Here is a 16,830-nt window from a genome sequence, read left to right as displayed (position 1 = left end):
AAGTTTGCTTGGACGTGCCAGATATTGCCAGTCAGTGCTATATGGGAAATGAAAAAAGCCCGCATAATCGCGGGCTTAGCTGTGTTTCAGTGCTTGGTGTTACCAGTCACTGCCGGACGTGGAATCACTCCCACTCGATGGTGGCCGGCGGCTTGCCGGATACGTCATAGACCACGCGGTTGATGCCGCGGACTTCGTTGATGATGCGGTTGGAGGCGCGGCCCAGCAGGCTGTACGGCAGCTCCGCCCAGTGCGCGGTCATGAAGTCGCTGGTCACCACGGCGCGCAATGCGACGACGTAGTCGTAAGTGCGGCCGTCGCCCATCACGCCGACGGACTTCACCGGCAGGAAGACGGCGAAGGCCTGGCTGGTCAGCTCGTACCAGTTTTTGCCGGTCTTCTCGTCCACGGTGTTGCGCAGCTCTTCGATGAAGATGGCGTCGGCCTGGCGCAGCAGGTCGGCGTATTCCTTCTTCACTTCGCCCAGGATGCGCACGCCCAGGCCCGGGCCCGGGAAGGGGTGGCGGTAGACCATGTCGTGCGGCAGGCCGAGCGCCACACCCAGCTGGCGAACTTCGTCCTTGAACAGCTCGCGCAGCGGCTCCAGCAGCTTGAGGTTCATGTCTTCCGGCAGGCCGCCCACATTGTGGTGGCTCTTGATGGTGTGCGCCTTTTTGGTCTTGGCGCCGGCCGATTCGATCACGTCCGGGTAGATGGTGCCCTGGGCCAGCCACTTGGCGTTGGTCAGCTTGCCGGATTCGCGATCGAACACCTCGATGAATTCCGCGCCTATGATCTTGCGCTTCTTCTCCGGGTCGCTCTCGCCGGCCAGCTTGGCCATGAAGTCGGCTTCGGCCTGCACATGGACAACCTTGACGCCCAGGTTCTGGGCGAACATTTCCATCACCATCTTGCCTTCGTTCAGGCGCAAGAGGCCGTGGTCGACGAAGACGCAGGTCAGCTGGTCGCCGATGGCGCGGTGGATCAGCGCGGCGGCCACGGAGGAGTCCACGCCGCCGGACAGACCGAGAATGACTTCTTCGTCGCCCACTTGCTCGCGGATCTTCTTCACCGCTTCGTCGATGTAGTTGGGCATGGTCCAGCTGGGTTTGCAGCTGGCCACGTGCAACACGAAGCGGTGGATGATTTCCGTGCCGCGCTTGGTATGGGTCACTTCCGGGTGGAATTGCACGCCGTAGAAGCCGCGGGCTTCGTCCGCCATCGCCGCGTACGGGCAGGACGGGGTTTCGGCGATCACCTGGAAACCGGCCGGCAGCGCGGTGACTTTGTCGCCGTGGCTCATCCAGACGTCGAGGAAGCCGTTGCCGGCGTCGTCGATCTGGTCTTGCAGGCCTTCCAGCAGCTTGGAGTGGTGGCGGGCCTTGATCTGGGCGTAGCCGAACTCGCGCTTGTCGCCGCTTTCCACCTTGCCGCCCAGGGCCTGGGCCATGAACTGCATGCCGTAGCAGATGCCCAGCACCGGTACGCCCAGCTCGAACAGCTTGGGATCGGCCTGGTAATCGGACTCGTACACCGAGTTGGGGCCGCCGGACAGGATGATGGCTTTGGGCGCGAAGGCCTTGATCTCTTCGATGGGCATGTCGAAAGAATGAAGCTCACAGTAAACGTGAGCTTCGCGTACGCGGCGGGCGATCAGCTGGGTGACCTGGGAGCCGAAGTCGAGAATGAGGATCTTGTCCATGCCTATCCTTGAAAAGTAATGCAGGCCGTTAAGGCCATTATCGTCAATGCTGCAAATAATTCTGTGATTTCAGGCCGCGAGCGGCGCGCCCAAAATCGCTAATCGTCTTGCCGTGGGAAGCGGCGGGGCGGTTCCCGCCTCTCCGGCACGCGGTCGCTGCGCGCGATCAGCAGCAGCACGCCGGCCAGCACCATGCCGAAGGCCACGAAGTGGCTGGCGGCCAGGTTTAGTTGGTCCATGGCGTAGATGCTGGCGCCGGCGTAGGCCAGCAGCGGGCTGCTGAGCAGCGTAGATTTGTTGAAGCCGTCCACGGCCAATAGCAACACGCCCGCCGCGAATAGCAGCAGGGCGAGCAGGGTGGGGGTGTTGGGCAGCCAGGCGGCGCTTTTCAGCAGCCAGACGCCGCCTATGCAGATCAGGGCGATGGGCAGGGCGGCGCCGCGCTTCATGCCGCGCCCCGCTGGTTCTTCATCACGCGTTGTTTCTCGCGCTGCCATTCGCGGTCCTTCTCGGTATCGCGCTTGTCGTGCAGTTTTTTGCCTTTGGCCAGGCCCACTTCGACCTTGATATTGCCCTTGGTGTAGTGCAGGTCGAGCGCCATCATGGTATAGCCGGAGCGTTCCACTTTGCCGATGAAACGATTGATTTGCTCCTGCGACATCAGCAGCTTGCGCGGACGCACAGGGTCCGGCTTGACGTGGGTGGAGGCGGATTGCAGCGGGGTGATGTGGCAGCCTATCAGCCAGAAGGCGCCGTTCTTCCAGTCTACGTAGCTTTCCTTGAGCTGGACGCGGCCGGCGCGGATGGCCTTGACTTCCCACCCTTCCAGCACAAGCCCGGCCTCGAGTTTTTCCTCGATGAAGTAGTCGTGGAAAGCCTTGCGGTTCTGGATGATGCTCATGTGTGGCGGGTTCCTTTGAATCCGCCATTGTAACAGAAGCCGGCGCGCAACCAAAGTCGTGCCTTTTCAGTGGCTTGAGGTGAAGATATTCGCGTCATTTTCCAGCCGCGGGGCGGCGCGCGGCGGGGGGGGCGTTTTTTTGTTAGAATTGCGGCTTGATTGTTAGATCCGAGACCCCGGCGCGCCGGGTTTTTGCCGATGCAGCAAGTCGAAAAAAGCGTCCTGGTGGCGCACACGCCGGCGCAAATGTACGCGCTGGTGGACGATATCGAGCACTACAGCCGTTTCCTGCCCTGGTGCGGCCGGACCGAGGTGCTTTCGCGCGAGGGCGGCGAGGTGGTGGCCAGCCTGCATATCGATTACCTGAAAGTGAAGCAGCAATTCACCACGCGCAATCGCAATGTGGAGAACGAATCCATCCGCATGGAGCTGGTGGACGGGCCGTTCGAGTCGCTGGAGGGCTTGTGGCATTTCAAGCCACTGGGCGATTTTGGCTGCAAGATAGAGTTCAGCCTGCGCTACCAATTTTCCAGCCGCATTCTGGAGAAGATCATTGGTCCGGTATTCGGCCATATCTCCGGCACGCTGGTGGATGCCTTCATCAAGGAAGCGGACAGGAAATACGGCGATGACTGAGACGTTGAATATCGAAGTGGCCTACGCCAGGCCGGACCGACAGTGGTTGCGCGCCGTGGCGATGCCGGCGGGCGCTTGCGCGTTGGACGCGGTGCGGGCCTCGGGCATTTTGCCGGAGTGCCCGGAGCTGGGCGAGACGGCGTTGAAGCTGGGCATATTCGGCAAGGCGGTCAAGCTGGACGCGCCGTTGCGCGAGGGCGATCGGGTGGAGATTTACCGCCCGCTGCTGGCGGATCCGAAAGAAGTGCGTCGTCAACGCGCGGAGGCGGGCAAGAGGATGAAGAAGGGCGGCTGATTCGTTTGCCGCGTGGATGAGAAAAGGGATGGCGCTCGCCATCCCTTTTTCGCGCGTCGACAGCGTCCTGCGTCAGCTAGGCATGTCTTCGGCCGAGCAGACGCGGTTCTTGCCGTTGATCTTGGCCTGGTACATCGCGTGGTCGGCGCGCTCTAGCACGTCGGACTCCTGTTCGCCAAGATGCCAGCGCGCCACACCGGCGCTGAAGGTGATCAGCAGCTTGTCGTTGTTGGCCAGGAAGAAGGTCTTGGTCAGCTCGCGCTGCAGCCTTTGCACCGTCTGCACGGCTTCCAGCTCCGGCGTGTCCGGCATCAGGATCACGAATTCTTCGCCGCCGAAGCGGGCGACGATGTCGGCCGGGCGCAGGCTGTGCTTGATGGTGTCCACCAGGTATTTCAGGGCGTCGTCGCCGGCCAGGTGGCCGTAGCGGTCGTTCAGCTGCTTGAAATTGTCCACATCGATCAGCGCGATGGACAGCGGCGCGGCGGTGCGCTCGGCGCGGCCGATCTCGCGTTGGAAGTATTCGGCCAGGCCGCGGCGGTTATAGGCGCCGGTCAACTGGTCTTCCTTGACCTTGGCGCTGGCGGCCTCCAAAGCGCTTTCCAGTTCGTGGATGCGGTGCTCCGCGGCTTCCACCTGCTCCTTGGCCGACAGCAGTTCATCGCGCGACTTGCTCAGGTCCAGCTGCATGATGGAGGTGTCCTCCATCAGCGCGCTGATGATGCCGCCCAGGTCGTCGACATTGCTGGTCTGCTTGAGCTTCTCGCTGTGATTCTGAATCTTGGCGTGGAATTCATCCGTGCTGTCAGTCATCGCGGCCAGGCGGCTGACGAAGCGGTCGAGCAGGGCGCGCAGGGAGCTGGCGGCTTCGTCCAGCGAGCTCTTCAGCATGCCCTGCTTGCGGATCACTTCTTTCAGGCTGCTTTCCAGCTGGTAGATCTGCTGCATGGACAGCGGTTCCTGGCTCAGCATCTCCTGCAAGGAGCCAACCTGGCCCAGCAGGTAGTCGTCGGAACGGTTGAGCTCGGCGATATTGTCCAGCATCAGCTTGAGCAGATTGGTCAGGCCGGTGGCCAGGCGGCCTTCCTGCTGCGATTGCAGCTCCAGCTTGATCATGAAGGCGCGCAGCTTGGGCATGAAAGCGTTCAGGCTGTCTTCGTCGACAAGACTGTCCAGCTCCTTCAGCAGCGACTCCAGATTGTCCACCAGGTCTGGATAGCTGGCCAGGCGGGGCTCCAGGCCGTGTTTGAGCGCGAAGGCCAGCGTTCTTTGCCAGGCCTGCCAGCTGCCCGCGCTGGCGGGGGGGGCGCCATCGACGGCGCTCGGTATTTCCAGCGCCGGCATGGTTTCGCGCGCGGCGGGCGAAGCGTTCCAGTTTTGCAGCAGGGCGACCAGCTTCTGGTTCAGTTCTTCCGGCTGGTTGCCGTAATTGATCAGCACGCGTTCCAGCGTGCTTTGCTTGTGGTGCTGCGGGAGATCGGGCTGGCGGGTTTCCCAGCTCTTGATCAGGTTTTGCAGCAACAGGCCCCAGCTTTGCGTCAATTGCTGGCTGGAGAAGCTGCTGCGCAGAAAATCTATGATCAGTTGCGGCGCCTGTTCCCAGCGGCTGTCGTCGCAGACCTGTTTCAGTCGATTGAAAGTGACTTTGGCCTGAACGTTTTCCTGAGGCAGCGTTTCCAAAGCGCGCAATAAGAGAATGGCCAGCTTGTTGTCGCGCGCCATCGGGGTTTGCGTCAATTCGTGGTAAACCCGCTCGAAGTTCTCCGGCGTCGGAAGCAGTTTGCGCAAGGACAGCTGCTTCAGGGTTTCACGTGCCACTTCGATAGGGTTTTGTGTCGTCATTGCCCAAACCTTGGTGCTTTTAAGGCGGCCAGCCATCATTGAATTGTTCAGCGAGTGTGAGGGTCCGTTAACGGGTGACTCGCCGGCGAAGGTAGCTTGCTGGTATCCAGCAACTGGAAAAATACCTCACCATCGCGAATCATGCCAAGTTCGTTGCGAGCTCTTTCCTCTATGGCGTCGCTGCCTTGTTTCAAATCGCGCACTTCAGCGTCCAAGGCGGCGTTGCGGGCAACCAGCTTTTGGGTGATTGCCCGCTGTTCCTGCAGCTGCTTGTCCAGCTGCCACACCCTGAACCAGCTGCCCTTGCCGAACCAAAGCGGCCATTGCAAGGCGAGGATCACGGATAACAGGGTCGCGGTCAGCCAGCGCATGCAATTACTTCAGGTGATAGAAGGCCGCGCGGCCCGGATAGTAGGCGGCGTCGCCCAGCTCTTCTTCGATGCGGAGCAGCTGGTTGTACTTGGCCATGCGGTCGGAGCGGGACAGGGAACCGGTCTTGATCTGCATGCAGTTGGTAGCGACTGCCAGATCGGCGATGGTGCTGTCTTCGGTTTCGCCCGAGCGGTGGCTCATAACGCAGGTATAGCGGGAACGCTTGGCCAGATCAACTGCTTTGAGGGTTTCCGACAGGGAGCCGATCTGGTTCACCTTCACCAGCAGCGAGTTGGCCACGCCCTTGGCGATGCCTTCGGCCAGGATCTTGGGGTTGGTGACGAAAACGTCGTCGCCCACGATCTGAACCTTCTGGCCCAGGCGCTCGGTCAGCAGGTTCCAGCCGGCCCAGTCCTGCTCGGCCATGCCGTCTTCGATCGAGATGATCGGGTACTTGTCGGCCAGGTTTTGCAGGTAATCGGCGAACTCTTCCGAGCTCAGCGACAGTTTTTCAGCGGTCAGGTGGTACTTGCCGTCGCGGAAGAATTCCGATGCGGCGCAGTCCAGCGCGATCATCACGTCCTGGCCGGCCACGTAGCCGGCGGCGTCCACGGCTTCCAGGATCAGCTTGATCGCGTCTTCGTGGCTTTCCAGATTGGGCGCGAAGCCGCCTTCGTCGCCGACGGTGGTGGCGTAGCCCTTCTTGTCGCAGATCTTCTTCAGGTTGTGGAAGATCTCGGCGCCCATGCGCAGCGCTTCGCGGAAGGTTTGCGCGCCTACCGGGATGATCATGAATTCCTGGATGTCCAGGGTGTTGTTGGCGTGCTCGCCGCCGTTGATGACGTTCATCATCGGCACGGGCAGGGCCATCGGGCCGGCGCCGCCCAGGTAGCGGTACAGCGGCAGGCCGGCGTCTTCGGCGGCGGCGCGGGCCACGGCCATGGAGACGGCCAGGATGGCGTTGGCGCCAAGGCGGGACTTGGTCTCGGTGCCGTCGAGTTCGATCATGGTCTTGTCGATGAAGGTCTGGTCGGAAGCGTCCAGGCCGATGATCGCTTCGCAGATCTCGGTATTGATATTGTCAACAGCCTTCAGCACGCCCTTGCCCAGGTAGCGGCTCTTGTCGCCATCGCGCAGTTCCAGGGCTTCGCGGGTGCCGGTGGAGGCGCCGGACGGCACAGCGGCGCGGCCCATCACGCCGGATTCCAGCAATACATCCGCTTCCACGGTCGGATTGCCGCGGGAGTCCAGGATTTCGCGAGCTACCACGTCAACGATCGAACTCATTGTCTTTCCCTTCATAGCTTTCGGTTGAACTTGCAGAGGCGGTCGGTCCGGCTTGCCGGACCGACTCTACCGGCTGTCTATTACAGCGAGTGCTCCAGCCAGGGATTATGCTTGACCAACTCGTCCAGCGCCTTGAGCGTGGTCAGCAATTCCTTGACGCGGGCAAGCGGCCAGGCGATCGGGCCGTCGCACAGCGCGCGTTCGGGATCGGGATGGGTTTCCAGATAAATCCCTGCCACGCCGGCCGCGACCGCCGCGCGCGCCAGCACCGGCATGAAGCGGCGCGGATTCGCGTCGTCGGCCTGCCGGCCTGGCAATTGCGCCGAGTGGCTGACGTCGAAGACGACGGGGCAGCCGGTTTGCCGCATCACAGCCAGCGAGCGCGTGTCGGCGATCAGGTCATTGTAACCGAAGGAGGTGCCGCGCTCGCAGGCCAGGAAAACGTCTTCCGGCAGGCCTGCCTCGCGGGCCGCTTCGCGGGCGCGCAAGATGACCTGCTGCATCTCTTCCGGGGCCATGAACTGGCCCTTCTTGATATTGACCGGCTTGCCGCATTGAGCGGCCGCGCGGATGAAGTCGGCCTGGTTCGCCAGGAAGGCCGGTGTCTGCACCACGTCCACTATGCTGGCAACCTGCACCATCTCGTTTTCGGTGTGCACATCGGTCAGGATGGGCACGCCTATCTGCCGCCGGACGTCTTCCAGGATGCGCAGACCCTGGTCGATGCCGAAGCCGCGGAACGCGTCGATGGCAGGCCGGTTGGCCTTGTCGTAGCTGGACTTGTAAATGAACGGGATGCCCAGTTCATCGGCGATTTCCTTGAGCTGGCCGGCGGTGTCCAGCGCCATTTGGGCGCTTTCCACCACGCTGGGGCCGGCGATCAGGAATAGCGGCTGGTCAAGGCCGACTTCGAATCCGCACAGCTTCATCGGCGTCAGTTGCCCCGCTTGTCGGCCTGGTAGGCCAGTGCGGCCTTGACGTAGGCGATGAACAGCGGGTGGCCGTCGCGCGGCGTGGAGGTGAACTCCGGGTGGAACTGGCAGGCGAAGAACCAGCGGTGATTGGCCAGCTCTATCGTTTCCACCAGCTTTTCATGGCCGGCGGAGCGGCCGCTGATGGTCAGGCCGGCTTGTTCCAGGCGCTGGATGTAGTAGTTGTTGACTTCGTAGCGGTGGCGGTGGCGCTCGGTGATTTCGGAGCTGCCGTACACGCGCGCGGCCAGGGAACCGTCTACGAGGTCGCACTGCTGGCCGCCCAGGCGCATGGTGCCGCCCAGGTTCGAGTTTTCGTCGCGCTTCTCGATCTTGCCATCGTGGTTGACCCACTCGTCGATCAACGCCACCACCGGGAAGTTGGTGTCGAGGTCGAACTCGGTGGAGTTGGCGCCGGCCATGTCCGCCACGTCGCGAGCGTATTCGATCAGCGCGATCTGCATGCCCAGGCAGATGCCCAGGTAGGGGATGTTGTTCTCGCGGGCGAACTTGACGGCCTTGATCTTGCCTTCCACGCCGCGCTTGCCGAAGCCGCCCGGCACCAGAATGGCGTCCATGCTCTTCAGCGATTCCGCGCCGTCGCGGTCGATCTCTTCAGAGTCGACGTAGATGATGTTGACGTTGGTGCGGGTGTGGATGCCGGCGTGCTTCAGCGCTTCGGTCAGCGATTTGTACGATTCGGTCAGGTCGACGTACTTGCCCACCATGGCGATGTTGATGCTGTGGTCTGGGTGTTCGATGGCGTCGATGATGCCGCTCCATACCGACAGGTCGGCCTTGGGCAGGTCCAGTTGCAGCTGTTCGGCGATGATGTCGTCGATGCCCTGGGCGTGCAGCATGGCCGGCACTTTGTAGATGGAGTCCGAGTCATAGCAGCCGATGACCGCGTTTTCCTCGACATTGCAGAACAGCGCGATCTTGCGCTTTTCGTCTTCCGGCAGTTCGCGGTCCATGCGGCACAGCAGCACGTCCGGCTGGATGCCGATCTCGCGCAACTCCTTCACCGAGTGCTGGGTCGGCTTGGTCTTGATCTCGCCGGCGGTGGCGATGTACGGCACGTAGGACAGGTGCACGTACAGCGTGTTCTTGCGGCCATGATTGGAGCGCATCTGGCGGATGGCTTCCAGGAAGGGTAGGGACTCGATGTCGCCTACGGTGCCGCCGATCTCAACGATGGCGACGTCGGCGTCAGCCGCGCCTTCGCTCATCTTCAGCTTGATTTCATCAGTGATGTGCGGGATGACCTGCACGGTGCCGCCCAGGTAATCGCCGCGGCGTTCCTTGGTGATGACCGATTCGTACACCTGGCCCGTGGTGAAGTTGTTGCTTTTCTTCATCTTGGCGTGGATGAAACGCTCGTAGTGGCCCAGGTCAAGGTCGGTTTCCGCGCCGTCTTCGGTGACGAACACCTCGCCGTGCTGGAAGGGGCTCATGGTGCCCGGATCGACATTGATGTAAGGGTCGAGCTTCAGCATGGTGACTTTCAGCCCGCGGGATTCGAGGATGGCTGCGATGGACGCAGCGGCAATGCCCTTACCCAGGGAGGACACCACGCCACCGGTTACGAAGATGTACTTGGTCATGAGATTACGGCTCTGTGGGAATCCGGGATTTTACCCTGAAATCGGACGAAGTTGAATCACTTGCTGCATCTTGTTGCGCCCTGCGTCCGGAGGAGAATGCAACACTCACTATAGACGGCCGGCGATAAAGCTCGCGCTGATGTGGCGAATCCGTTACAATGTGCCCCGACTGTTTCATTACGAGAGCGCGCCCGTCTTGCGTCGGGTGCGCGTTCCGCTTGAATTACTGGCTTTTTCTATGTTATAAAGCCAGCTTTTACCGGTTTTGGGAGTTTAACCATGGCGCGTGTTTGCAAAGTCACCGGCAAGCGTCCGATGACCGGGAACAATGTTTCCCACGCCAACAACAAGACTAAACGTCGTTTCCTGCCGAACCTGCAGTATCGCAAGTTCTGGGTAGAAAGCGAAAACCGCTGGGTGCGTCTGCGCGTATCCAACGCCGCACTGCGTACCATCGACAAAGTTGGCATCGATGCAGTGCTGGCTGATCTGCGCGCTCGCGGCGAGATCTAAGCGGTCTAACTAGATAACGCACAGAGGAATACATCATGCGCGATAAGATCAAGCTGGAATCCACCGCTGGCACCGGCCACTTCTACACCACCACCAAGAACAAGCGCACTATGCCGGAAAAGATGGAGATCAAGAAGTTCGATCCCGTTGCCCGCAAGCACGTTCTGTACAAAGAAACCAAGCTGAAGTAAGCCTTGTTTCCGGTTGGTTGAAGAGCCCTTCTCTGGTGCACGGAGAAGGGTTTTTTATTTTACCCATGGGCTCATGTCCAAGGGGAGTGCGCAGAAAAAGCCAGTCGTGAGACTGGCTTTTTTGTATTGGTATTTTGTGAGCGACGAGTCAGTTGCCCGACTGGCGGTAAACCTTGCGCGCCAGCAGCAAGTCTTGCCAGGCCTTGGCCTTGTCCGGCAGATTGCGCAGCAAATAGGCGGGGTGGTAGCTGACCACCAGCGGCACGCCTTGATAGGTATGCACTTTGCCGCGCAGCCGGCCGATGGAGTCTTCCGTTTCCAGCAGCGTTTGCGCGGCGAAGCGGCCCAGCGCGACAATCAACGCGGGTTGGATATGGCGGATCTGCTGCAAGAGATAGCCGTTGCAGGCGGCGATTTCGTCCGGCGCAGGGTTGCGGTTGCCTGGTGGGCGACATTTGAGCACGTTGGCGATATAGACGTCCTGCTCGCGATCCAGGCCTGTCGCGGCCAGCATATTGTCCAGCAGTTGTCCGGCGCGGCCGACGAAGGGCTGGCCCTGCTTGTCCTCCTGCTCGCCCGGCGCTTCGCCTATCAGCATCCAGCGCGCTTGCGGATTGCCGCGGCCAAATACGGTTTGGGTTCGGGTCTCGCACAGGCGGCAGCGCTGGCATGCGGAGACTTCGCGTTCCAGCTGCGGCCATTCGAGCAGGGGCGCTTCAGCGTGGATTTCCGCGTGCTCGGTTTCCATTGCCGGCGCGGCGGCGGGTTCTGTGTGCTTGGGCGTTGGTTCGGCGGCGCGCGCCTCTGCGGTGAAGGGCTCCGTGATGATTGGCGCAGCTGCGACGACGGGCTCTTTGGAGTGGGTGTCTTCTGCTTGGCTCGCCAAGGTTTGCAGCCGCGCCAGTTGGGCGGGATGCTGCTCGAACCAGCCCGTGCGCGCCTGCCAGGCCGGGCCCAGTCCCATTTCCTTCCGCAATAGATGGCTGCGGCTCATGGCGCGGCCTCCATCAGAATGGCGTGTTCGCGGCCATGAGCGGCTGGGTAGTAATTCTTGCGGAGTCCGCATTGATGGAAGCCGCAGCGCTGATAAAGCTTGCGCGCGATGGCATTGCTTTCGCGAACTTCCAGAAACAGGCGGCGGCAGCAGTCTTCGCGCAGATCCTGCAGCACGGCTTGCATCAGTTGCAGGCCTAGTCCTTGGCCTTGATGCTCATGGGCGATGACGATATTCAATATTTCCGCTTCATCCAGCACGCGCATGATCAGGGCGAAGCCTTGCAGCGCGCCTTGGGCGTCGAATAGGCCGTAGCATGGGTAGCCGGCCTCCAGGCTGTCCCGGTATTGGCCCACGCGCCATGGATGCGGCGTGGCTTGCTGTTCCAGGTTGGCCAGCAGCTGGGCATCGTCGGGGGAGAAGCGGCGGACCTGGCTCATCGCTGGCGGGCCTGTTGCTGTTCCGCGGAGGTCAGCGCGACTTTATTGCGAACATAGAGCAGCTCAGTATCGCGCGGATGGACGGCTGGGTAGCGGCCGCTGGCCGCCAGTTCGAGATAGGCTGCGGCGTGGGGACGGGCATGCGGAGAGAGCGTCAACTGGTCGCGAGATTGCGCCAGCAGCTGCGGGTAGCTGTCGAAGCCATCGCCTGCCAGGAGGGTGGTGCCAGCCGGCAGCGCAATCTCTTCCGGCGAGGCCACGCTGATGGCGCTCAGGCGCTCCCAGGCCGGGCCGGTGCGGTAAAGCGCGCTGTACACCTGCTGCATCCGCGCGTCGAAGCAGACCAACACCTGGCCCTCGCCGGCTTGGTGCGCCAGATTGTCCAGCGTCGGGATGGCGATGACCGGCAGATTCGCCGAGTAGGCCAGGCCTTGGGCGATGCCGCAGGCAATGCGCAGTCCGGTGAAGGAGCCGGGCCCTTGGCCGAACACGATGCCGTCCAGCGACGATAATGAACAGCCAGCCTCGGAGAGCAGCCGCGACACCTCGGGCAATGTGCGCTCGGCATGCTTCTGTTCCACGCACTCGTGAAAAACAAGCATGTCGTCGCCATGGCTTAAAGCCAGCGACAGATAGGTAGTGGAGGTGTCTAGGGCTAACAGTTTCATTGGGCTTGCTACAACCTTGCAGGGTTGGGAATTATAAGCCCAGTTCCTCCACCCAGGCGAGCGCGGAGATGTGGGCTTCGTTCAATTGCTCGGAAGAAAGTCCCAATTGCGCGCATAACTGAGGAACGCCATCCAGCTTGCCATCCTCGCAGGCGCGCGCCAGTTTCAGATAATGGCTCATCGCGCCGCGGTCATGCAGTAGGGCGTCGGACACTGGCGTGGGCAGTTGCAGATGCTCGATGATCTTGTCCATCGGCATGTCGAACAGCACGTCCAACAGGCTGAACAGGCCCACGATGAACAGGTTGTCATTGAAGTCGTGGCGCTCGCCCAGCGCCATGCCCAGCAACTCCATGAAGCGGCCGCGGGTAATGGCGGTTTTCTGCAGGGCGGGCGGGGCGTTGTTGTCGTCAGAGGCAGTGACCAGCAGCAGAGTCAGCCAGCGGTAGAGCTTTTGGTAGCCCAGCACGGTCACCGCATGCGAGAACGAGCTAATGGCGGTGTTGAGCCCGGCCGCGGCCGAGTTGACATAGCGCAGCAGCTTGTACGACAGCGCCACATCGCGCTTGAGCACCTGCTCGATGTCGCGGATATCGGCGTCCAGGCGCAGCAGGTTCAGCAGCTCCAGCGTGTTGCTGAACGCGGGATGGATGACCTTGGCCGCCAGCGTTTCCGGCTTGGCGAAGTAATAGCCCTGGAAGCCGTCCATGCCGAGCTCCTTGCACAGATGGAACTGGGCATGGGTTTCCACGCGCTCGGCGATGCGGATCAAGGGATAGCTGCGCAGGCGCGCCGCCTGCATCTGGAAGCGGGTGGCATCCTGGCTTTGTATGTCCAGTTTGACGTAGTTTGCCAGCTCCAGAAACGCAGCGGCCGGGGATTCAAAGTTGAAGTCATCCAGCGCGATGCCAAAACCCATGGAGCGCAGATGACGCGCGCGCGACAGCAATTCATTGCTGGGCGCGATGCGCGGCGACAAGTCCAGGATGATGCGGCGAGGCGGCAACAGTTCCAGGAATTCGCTGTTCAACATCGCCTCGCCGACATTGATGAAGGCCAGCTTGTTGCCTATCAGCCAACTGGTGCCCATATTGTTCAGCGTATTGACCAGCACATCGGTGTCGGCTTGCAGCTCGCTGTGCTTGCCGACGCCGAGGGCATCGCTGCTGGGACGAAAAAGCAGCTCATAACCTATGAGCTGCTGGTTGCGGTTCAAGACCGGCTGCCGTCCTATGAAGGCGGTGTTGGAGGTCATTCTTGCACCCTGGGTTTAGGAGGCAATCATATCCGTTGTCCGTGTTTGCACGTTGTTGCCCTCGCTGGAGGTCAGCAAATCCTCCATGTCGAGCACGAGCACGACGGACCCGTCGCCGGACAGCGTGGCACCGGCCACGCCCTTGGGGCGGATGTTCTGCAGCGGTTTGATCACTACGTCGTCGCGGCCGACGAAGGAGTCGATCGCGAGGATGAAGGATTTTTCCGCAGATTGCATCAGCACGCCGAAGTAGGGCTTCTGGGTAGGTTCCCAGCCCAGCAGTCCGGCCAGCGTCTTCAGCGGCAGGATCTCGTCGCGCACCACGATGGTGGGGCGGCCCGAGACCTCCTGGATCGCGTTGCCGTCGATGGTGATGATTTCCCGCACCATGGCCAGCGGCACGGCGAACGGTTGATTGCAGGCGCGCACGACCAGCACCGGCAGGATGGCGAGGGTCAGCGGCAGCGAGATGCTGATGCGGGTGCCTTCGCCGGCTACCGAGTTGATATCGATGCGGCCGTTCAGTTTCTGGATGTTGGTGCGCACCACGTCCATGCCGACGCCGCGGCCGGACACGCTGGAAATCTGGTCCTTGGTCGAGAAGCCGGGCAGGAAGATCAACTGCAGGCACTGCTTCTCGTCAAGCGTATTGGCGGTTTCCTGGTCGATCAGGCCCTTCTCTATGGCCTTGCGGCGCAGGGCGTCCGGGTTCATGCCCTTGCCGTCGTCGGTGATCTCGATCAGGATGTGATCGCCCACCTGCTCGGCGGTCAGCTGCACCAGCGCCTGCGGCTTTTTGCCGGAGGCGATACGGTCTTCCGGGGACTCAATGCCGTGATCGACCGCGTTGCGAACCAAGTGGACCAGCGGATCGTTCAAGTCCTCGATCATGGTCTTGTCGAGTTCCGTCTCTTCGCCGGACAGCACCAGTTCGACTTCCTTGCCCAGTTGCCGGGCCAGGTCGCGCGCCAAGCGCGGGTATTTCTGGAACAGGCGGCCGATAGGCTGCATGCGCGTCTTCATCACCGCGTTTTGCAGGTCGCCGACTAGCAGGTCAAGCTGGCTGATGGCTTCGTCCAGCGAGCGCAGCGTATTGGTGTCGCGATTGCCCTGCAGGATTTCCGTGCGCAGCGTGGTTAGACGGTTTTTGGTCAGCCCGATCTCGCCGGACAGGTTCAGCACCATGTCCAGGCGCACGGTGTCTATGCGTATGGTGTTTTCCTGCGGGCCGCTGGCAACCGGGCCGCCAGCTGGTTTGGACGGGGGCGGGGCCTTGGCTGGAGCCGGCACGGGCGCGGGAGCCTCCGCGCGAGGCGCGCTTGGAGCCAGGGCGGCCGGTTGCGGCGCGGGCGCCGCGCTGGCGGGAGCGGCAGGCGCCGGAGCGGCGGCAGTGGCTGCGGGGGCGACTGCCTGATACAGCTGGTTCCAGTCTGGACCATTGCCAGCCGGCGCCGCGGTTGCGGCGGCTGCCGGGGCGTGAGTGTGGTGAGCCGTGGCTTCGGCCACCAGCGGTTGGCCCGCCAGCGCGGCATCAAGCGCCGATAGCGTGCGCGAATCGGCGTCTCCCGGCATCAGGCCCTGGCTCAGAGTGCCGAACATGTCACGAACGATGCCTGTGGCATCGAGGATGACGTCCATCACTTCCGGCGTGATATGCATTTCGCCGTTGCGCAGCTTGTCGAACAGATTTTCAGTGCGATGGCACAGATTGACCATGGGGATGACGTTGAGAAAACCAGCGCCGCCCTTGATGGTATGGAAACCGCGGAAAATGTCATTGAGCAGAGCCTTGTCTTCCGGGCGCTTTTCCAGCTCGACCAGTTTATTGTCCACATCGGACAGGAGGTCGGTGGACTCCATCAGGAAGTCCTGAAGCAACTCTTCCATGCCGCCAAATTCGCTCATTTTTCCACCCCACGCTTCATCGTGCGTTGTCTTGCTTGCGTATCTCTTAGAAACCCAGGCTTTCCAGCAGGTCGTCTACTTGCTGCTGGCTGGTGACCACGTCGGCTTTGCCTTCCGGATTGATCACCGGGCCGTTGAGCAAGCTGCTGTTCAACTCGCCCTTCTTGTTGTCCGGGGAAAACTCGATCAGAAAGTGCACCAGCTCGGTTTCCAGAATCTTGACCATGCCCATCATTTTTTTGATGACCTGGCCGGTCAGGTCCTGGAAATCCTGAGCCATGACGATTTCCAGCAGCTGGGTGTTGGTGGCCTGGGTCTGACTCGGTACTTCCTTCAGATACTGGCGGGTTTCTGCGGCCAGCATCTTGAATTCTTCCACGCTCAACAGATTCGCGTACAACTTTTCCCAGCGCTCGCTCAAGGCATTGGCCTGGTTTTCCAGCGCGTCCTGAAATGGTTTAGCGATGTCGGTGGCGTTCAGCACGCGCTCGGCCGAGCTTTCCGTCAGCGAGGCGATGTAGGACAGCCTGTCCTTGGCGTCCGGAATGGCTTCGGCCACTTTCTCCAGCGATTTGTCGTAACCGAGGTCGCGCAAGGCATCGTGCATTTTGCGAGTCAATTGGCCGATCTGTTCGTACATCGTAGTAGGGGTCGGTTCCGCGCCCGGCGCGGCCATCATCTGTTCGGCGACTGGCGCCGCGGCGACTTCCTCTTCCTGCTGATGTTGGCGGGAGATGCTTTCGAACAGGGCTTCAAGCTCCGGCGAGTCTCCATTCTCCAAAATATGGTCGGGCACGTTCTATCCTCCTCAATGCTGACGCGGGCGGTCTTGTTCTGGTGCTCAGGCTGGTTTGTTCATGTTCTGGAAGATCTTGTTCATCTTCTCTTCCATGGTGGCGGCGGTGAAAGGCTTCACGATATAGCCGCTGGCGCCTGCCATGGCGGCTTCTATGATGTTTTCGCGCTTGGCCTCCGCAGTCACCATCATGAACGGGAGATGCTTCAGCTGAGGATCTGCCCGTACTGCCTTGAGTAACTCGATGCCCGTCATATTGGGCATGTTCCAGTCGGAAACGATAAAGTCAAAGTGCTGGGTTTTCAGTTTGTGCAAGGCGACCTGGCCGTCTTCGGCCTCGTCCACGTTGGTAAACCCCAACTCTTTCAACAGGTTGCGAACGATTCTGCGCATGGTGGAGAAGTCGTCCACGACCAGAAATCGCATATTCTTGTCTGACATCGAGGTATATCCTGAAT

Annotated in this window: 19 protein-coding genes; 4 read left to right on the top strand and 15 right to left on the bottom strand. The window is 61.3% G+C overall.

Annotated features, from left to right (window positions below; genetic code table 11):
• Positions 1-124 precede the first annotated feature (124 nt).
• The 3 genes from guaA to smpB all read right to left on the bottom strand — a co-directional run bounded on the left by guaA (position 125) and on the right by smpB (position 2,624).
• Positions 125-1,708 carry a glutamine-hydrolyzing GMP synthase gene (gene guaA, locus C2I19_RS09295; protein WP_103902423.1) on the bottom strand — a complete coding sequence of 528 codons (1,584 nt, stop codon included), beginning with the start codon at positions 1,706-1,708 and terminating at the stop codon, positions 125-127.
• Between the two features lie 92 nt (positions 1,709-1,800).
• On the bottom strand, positions 1,801-2,151 hold the full coding sequence (locus tag C2I19_RS09290; RefSeq protein WP_103902422.1) for a hypothetical protein: 351 nt from the start codon (positions 2,149-2,151) through the stop codon (positions 1,801-1,803).
• A complete protein-coding gene (gene smpB, locus C2I19_RS09285) occupies positions 2,148-2,624 on the bottom strand; it encodes an SsrA-binding protein SmpB (protein ID WP_255410696.1) in 477 nt (158 codons plus the stop codon). Before smpB ends, C2I19_RS09290 begins: the two co-directional genes overlap by 4 nt.
• A 171-nt stretch (positions 2,625-2,795) precedes the next feature.
• Here smpB and C2I19_RS09280 point away from each other — a divergent pair, with 171 nt between their 5' ends.
• Both C2I19_RS09280 and C2I19_RS09275 read left to right on the top strand, forming a co-directional pair.
• Positions 2,796-3,239 carry a type II toxin-antitoxin system RatA family toxin gene (locus tag C2I19_RS09280; RefSeq protein ID WP_199181119.1) on the top strand — a complete coding sequence of 148 codons (444 nt, stop codon included), beginning with the start codon at positions 2,796-2,798 and terminating at the stop codon, positions 3,237-3,239.
• Positions 3,232-3,534, top strand: a complete 303-nt coding sequence (locus C2I19_RS09275; RefSeq protein ID WP_103902419.1) for an RnfH family protein — start codon at positions 3,232-3,234, stop codon at positions 3,532-3,534. Before C2I19_RS09280 ends, C2I19_RS09275 begins: the two co-directional genes overlap by 8 nt.
• Positions 3,535-3,606: 72 nt before the next feature.
• On the opposite strand, the gene C2I19_RS09270 is transcribed toward C2I19_RS09275, so the two are convergent.
• The 5 genes from C2I19_RS09270 to pyrG form a co-directional block, all read right to left on the bottom strand.
• Positions 3,607-5,376, bottom strand: coding sequence for a sensor domain-containing diguanylate cyclase (locus C2I19_RS09270; protein ID WP_103902418.1), 1,770 nt, complete (start codon positions 5,374-5,376; stop codon positions 3,607-3,609).
• A 47-nt stretch (positions 5,377-5,423) separates the two neighbouring features.
• The gene (gene ftsB / locus C2I19_RS09265; protein ID WP_103902417.1) at positions 5,424-5,747 is read right to left on the bottom strand and encodes a cell division protein FtsB; all 324 of its coding nucleotides are present in this window, start codon (positions 5,745-5,747) and stop codon (positions 5,424-5,426) included.
• Positions 5,748-5,751: 4 nt separating this feature from the next.
• Complete coding sequence (gene eno, locus C2I19_RS09260) at positions 5,752-7,035, bottom strand: phosphopyruvate hydratase (RefSeq protein WP_103902416.1); 1,284 nt, start codon at positions 7,033-7,035, stop codon at positions 5,752-5,754.
• 80 nt (positions 7,036-7,115) lie between these two features.
• A complete protein-coding gene (kdsA, locus tag C2I19_RS09255; protein ID WP_103902415.1) occupies positions 7,116-7,964 on the bottom strand; it encodes a 3-deoxy-8-phosphooctulonate synthase in 849 nt (282 codons plus the stop codon).
• Between the two features lie 5 nt (positions 7,965-7,969).
• Complete coding sequence (gene pyrG / locus C2I19_RS09250; RefSeq protein ID WP_103902414.1) at positions 7,970-9,610, bottom strand: CTP synthase; 1,641 nt, start codon at positions 9,608-9,610, stop codon at positions 7,970-7,972.
• A gap of 279 nt (positions 9,611-9,889) precedes the next feature.
• Here pyrG and rpmB point away from each other — a divergent pair, with 279 nt between their 5' ends.
• Together rpmB and rpmG are read left to right on the top strand one after the other, a co-directional pair.
• Positions 9,890-10,123, top strand: a complete 234-nt coding sequence (gene rpmB / locus C2I19_RS09245; RefSeq protein WP_103902413.1) for a 50S ribosomal protein L28 — start codon at positions 9,890-9,892, stop codon at positions 10,121-10,123.
• 35 nt (positions 10,124-10,158) lie between these two features.
• Complete coding sequence (gene rpmG / locus C2I19_RS09240; RefSeq protein WP_017506994.1) at positions 10,159-10,314, top strand: 50S ribosomal protein L33; 156 nt, start codon at positions 10,159-10,161, stop codon at positions 10,312-10,314.
• A 148-nt stretch (positions 10,315-10,462) separates the two neighbouring features.
• Here rpmG and C2I19_RS09235 read toward each other — a convergent pair whose 3' ends face one another.
• The 7 genes from C2I19_RS09235 to cheY are packed head-to-tail and all read right to left on the bottom strand — an operon-like array spanning position 10,463 to position 16,813.
• Positions 10,463-11,308 (bottom strand): uracil-DNA glycosylase, encoded by an 846-nt coding sequence (locus C2I19_RS09235; protein WP_103902412.1) that lies wholly within the window; start codon positions 11,306-11,308, stop codon positions 10,463-10,465.
• Entirely contained in the window at positions 11,305-11,748 is a 444-nt protein-coding gene (gene rimI / locus C2I19_RS09230; RefSeq protein ID WP_103902411.1) for a ribosomal protein S18-alanine N-acetyltransferase, read from the bottom strand. The genes C2I19_RS09235 and rimI overlap by 4 nt, the downstream gene beginning before the upstream one ends.
• A complete protein-coding gene (gene tsaB, locus C2I19_RS09225; RefSeq protein ID WP_103902410.1) occupies positions 11,745-12,416 on the bottom strand; it encodes a tRNA (adenosine(37)-N6)-threonylcarbamoyltransferase complex dimerization subunit type 1 TsaB in 672 nt (223 codons plus the stop codon). The genes rimI and tsaB overlap by 4 nt, the downstream gene beginning before the upstream one ends.
• A 31-nt stretch (positions 12,417-12,447) precedes the next feature.
• Positions 12,448-13,671, bottom strand: coding sequence for an EAL and HDOD domain-containing protein (locus C2I19_RS09220; protein WP_103902409.1), 1,224 nt, complete (start codon positions 13,669-13,671; stop codon positions 12,448-12,450).
• 15 nt (positions 13,672-13,686) lie between these two features.
• On the bottom strand, positions 13,687-15,576 hold the full coding sequence (locus C2I19_RS09215) for a chemotaxis protein CheA (RefSeq protein ID WP_103902408.1): 1,890 nt from the start codon (positions 15,574-15,576) through the stop codon (positions 13,687-13,689).
• A gap of 46 nt (positions 15,577-15,622) precedes the next feature.
• The gene (cheZ, locus tag C2I19_RS09210; protein ID WP_103902407.1) at positions 15,623-16,372 is read right to left on the bottom strand and encodes a protein phosphatase CheZ; all 750 of its coding nucleotides are present in this window, start codon (positions 16,370-16,372) and stop codon (positions 15,623-15,625) included.
• Positions 16,373-16,417: 45 nt separating this feature from the next.
• Complete coding sequence (gene cheY, locus C2I19_RS09205) at positions 16,418-16,813, bottom strand: chemotaxis response regulator CheY (RefSeq protein WP_103902406.1); 396 nt, start codon at positions 16,811-16,813, stop codon at positions 16,418-16,420.
• Positions 16,814-16,830 lie beyond the last annotated feature (17 nt).

It is taken from the genome of Chromobacterium alticapitis (assembly GCF_002924365.1).
GTDB classification, from domain to species: domain Bacteria; phylum Pseudomonadota; class Gammaproteobacteria; order Burkholderiales; family Chromobacteriaceae; genus Chromobacterium; species Chromobacterium alticapitis.
The sequence above is the reverse complement of the archived record's forward strand: the minus strand, read 5'-3'. Positions and strand labels throughout refer to the sequence as shown.

Coding starts and splice junctions, on each gene's coding strand:
- C2I19_RS09235 (WP_103902412.1), bottom strand. CDS start 11,308: ATGAGCCGCAGCCATCTATTGCGGAAGGAAATGGGACTGGGCCCGGCC.
- cheY (WP_103902406.1), bottom strand. CDS start 16,813: ATGTCAGACAAGAATATGCGATTTCTGGTCGTGGACGACTTCTCCACC.
- C2I19_RS09290 (WP_103902422.1), bottom strand. CDS start 2,151: ATGAAGCGCGGCGCCGCCCTGCCCATCGCCCTGATCTGCATAGGCGGC.
- rpmB (WP_103902413.1), top strand. CDS start 9,890: ATGGCGCGTGTTTGCAAAGTCACCGGCAAGCGTCCGATGACCGGGAAC.
- kdsA (WP_103902415.1), bottom strand. CDS start 7,964: ATGAAGCTGTGCGGATTCGAAGTCGGCCTTGACCAGCCGCTATTCCTG.
- tsaB (WP_103902410.1), bottom strand. CDS start 12,416: ATGAAACTGTTAGCCCTAGACACCTCCACTACCTATCTGTCGCTGGCT.
- C2I19_RS09215 (WP_103902408.1), bottom strand. CDS start 15,576: ATGAGCGAATTTGGCGGCATGGAAGAGTTGCTTCAGGACTTCCTGATG.
- rimI (WP_103902411.1), bottom strand. CDS start 11,748: ATGAGCCAGGTCCGCCGCTTCTCCCCCGACGATGCCCAGCTGCTGGCC.
- rpmG (WP_017506994.1), top strand. CDS start 10,159: ATGCGCGATAAGATCAAGCTGGAATCCACCGCTGGCACCGGCCACTTC.
- C2I19_RS09220 (WP_103902409.1), bottom strand. CDS start 13,671: ATGACCTCCAACACCGCCTTCATAGGACGGCAGCCGGTCTTGAACCGC.
- C2I19_RS09270 (WP_103902418.1), bottom strand. CDS start 5,376: ATGACGACACAAAACCCTATCGAAGTGGCACGTGAAACCCTGAAGCAG.
- pyrG (WP_103902414.1), bottom strand. CDS start 9,610: ATGACCAAGTACATCTTCGTAACCGGTGGCGTGGTGTCCTCCCTGGGT.
- C2I19_RS09275 (WP_103902419.1), top strand. CDS start 3,232: ATGACTGAGACGTTGAATATCGAAGTGGCCTACGCCAGGCCGGACCGA.
- eno (WP_103902416.1), bottom strand. CDS start 7,035: ATGAGTTCGATCGTTGACGTGGTAGCTCGCGAAATCCTGGACTCCCGC.
- ftsB (WP_103902417.1), bottom strand. CDS start 5,747: ATGCGCTGGCTGACCGCGACCCTGTTATCCGTGATCCTCGCCTTGCAA.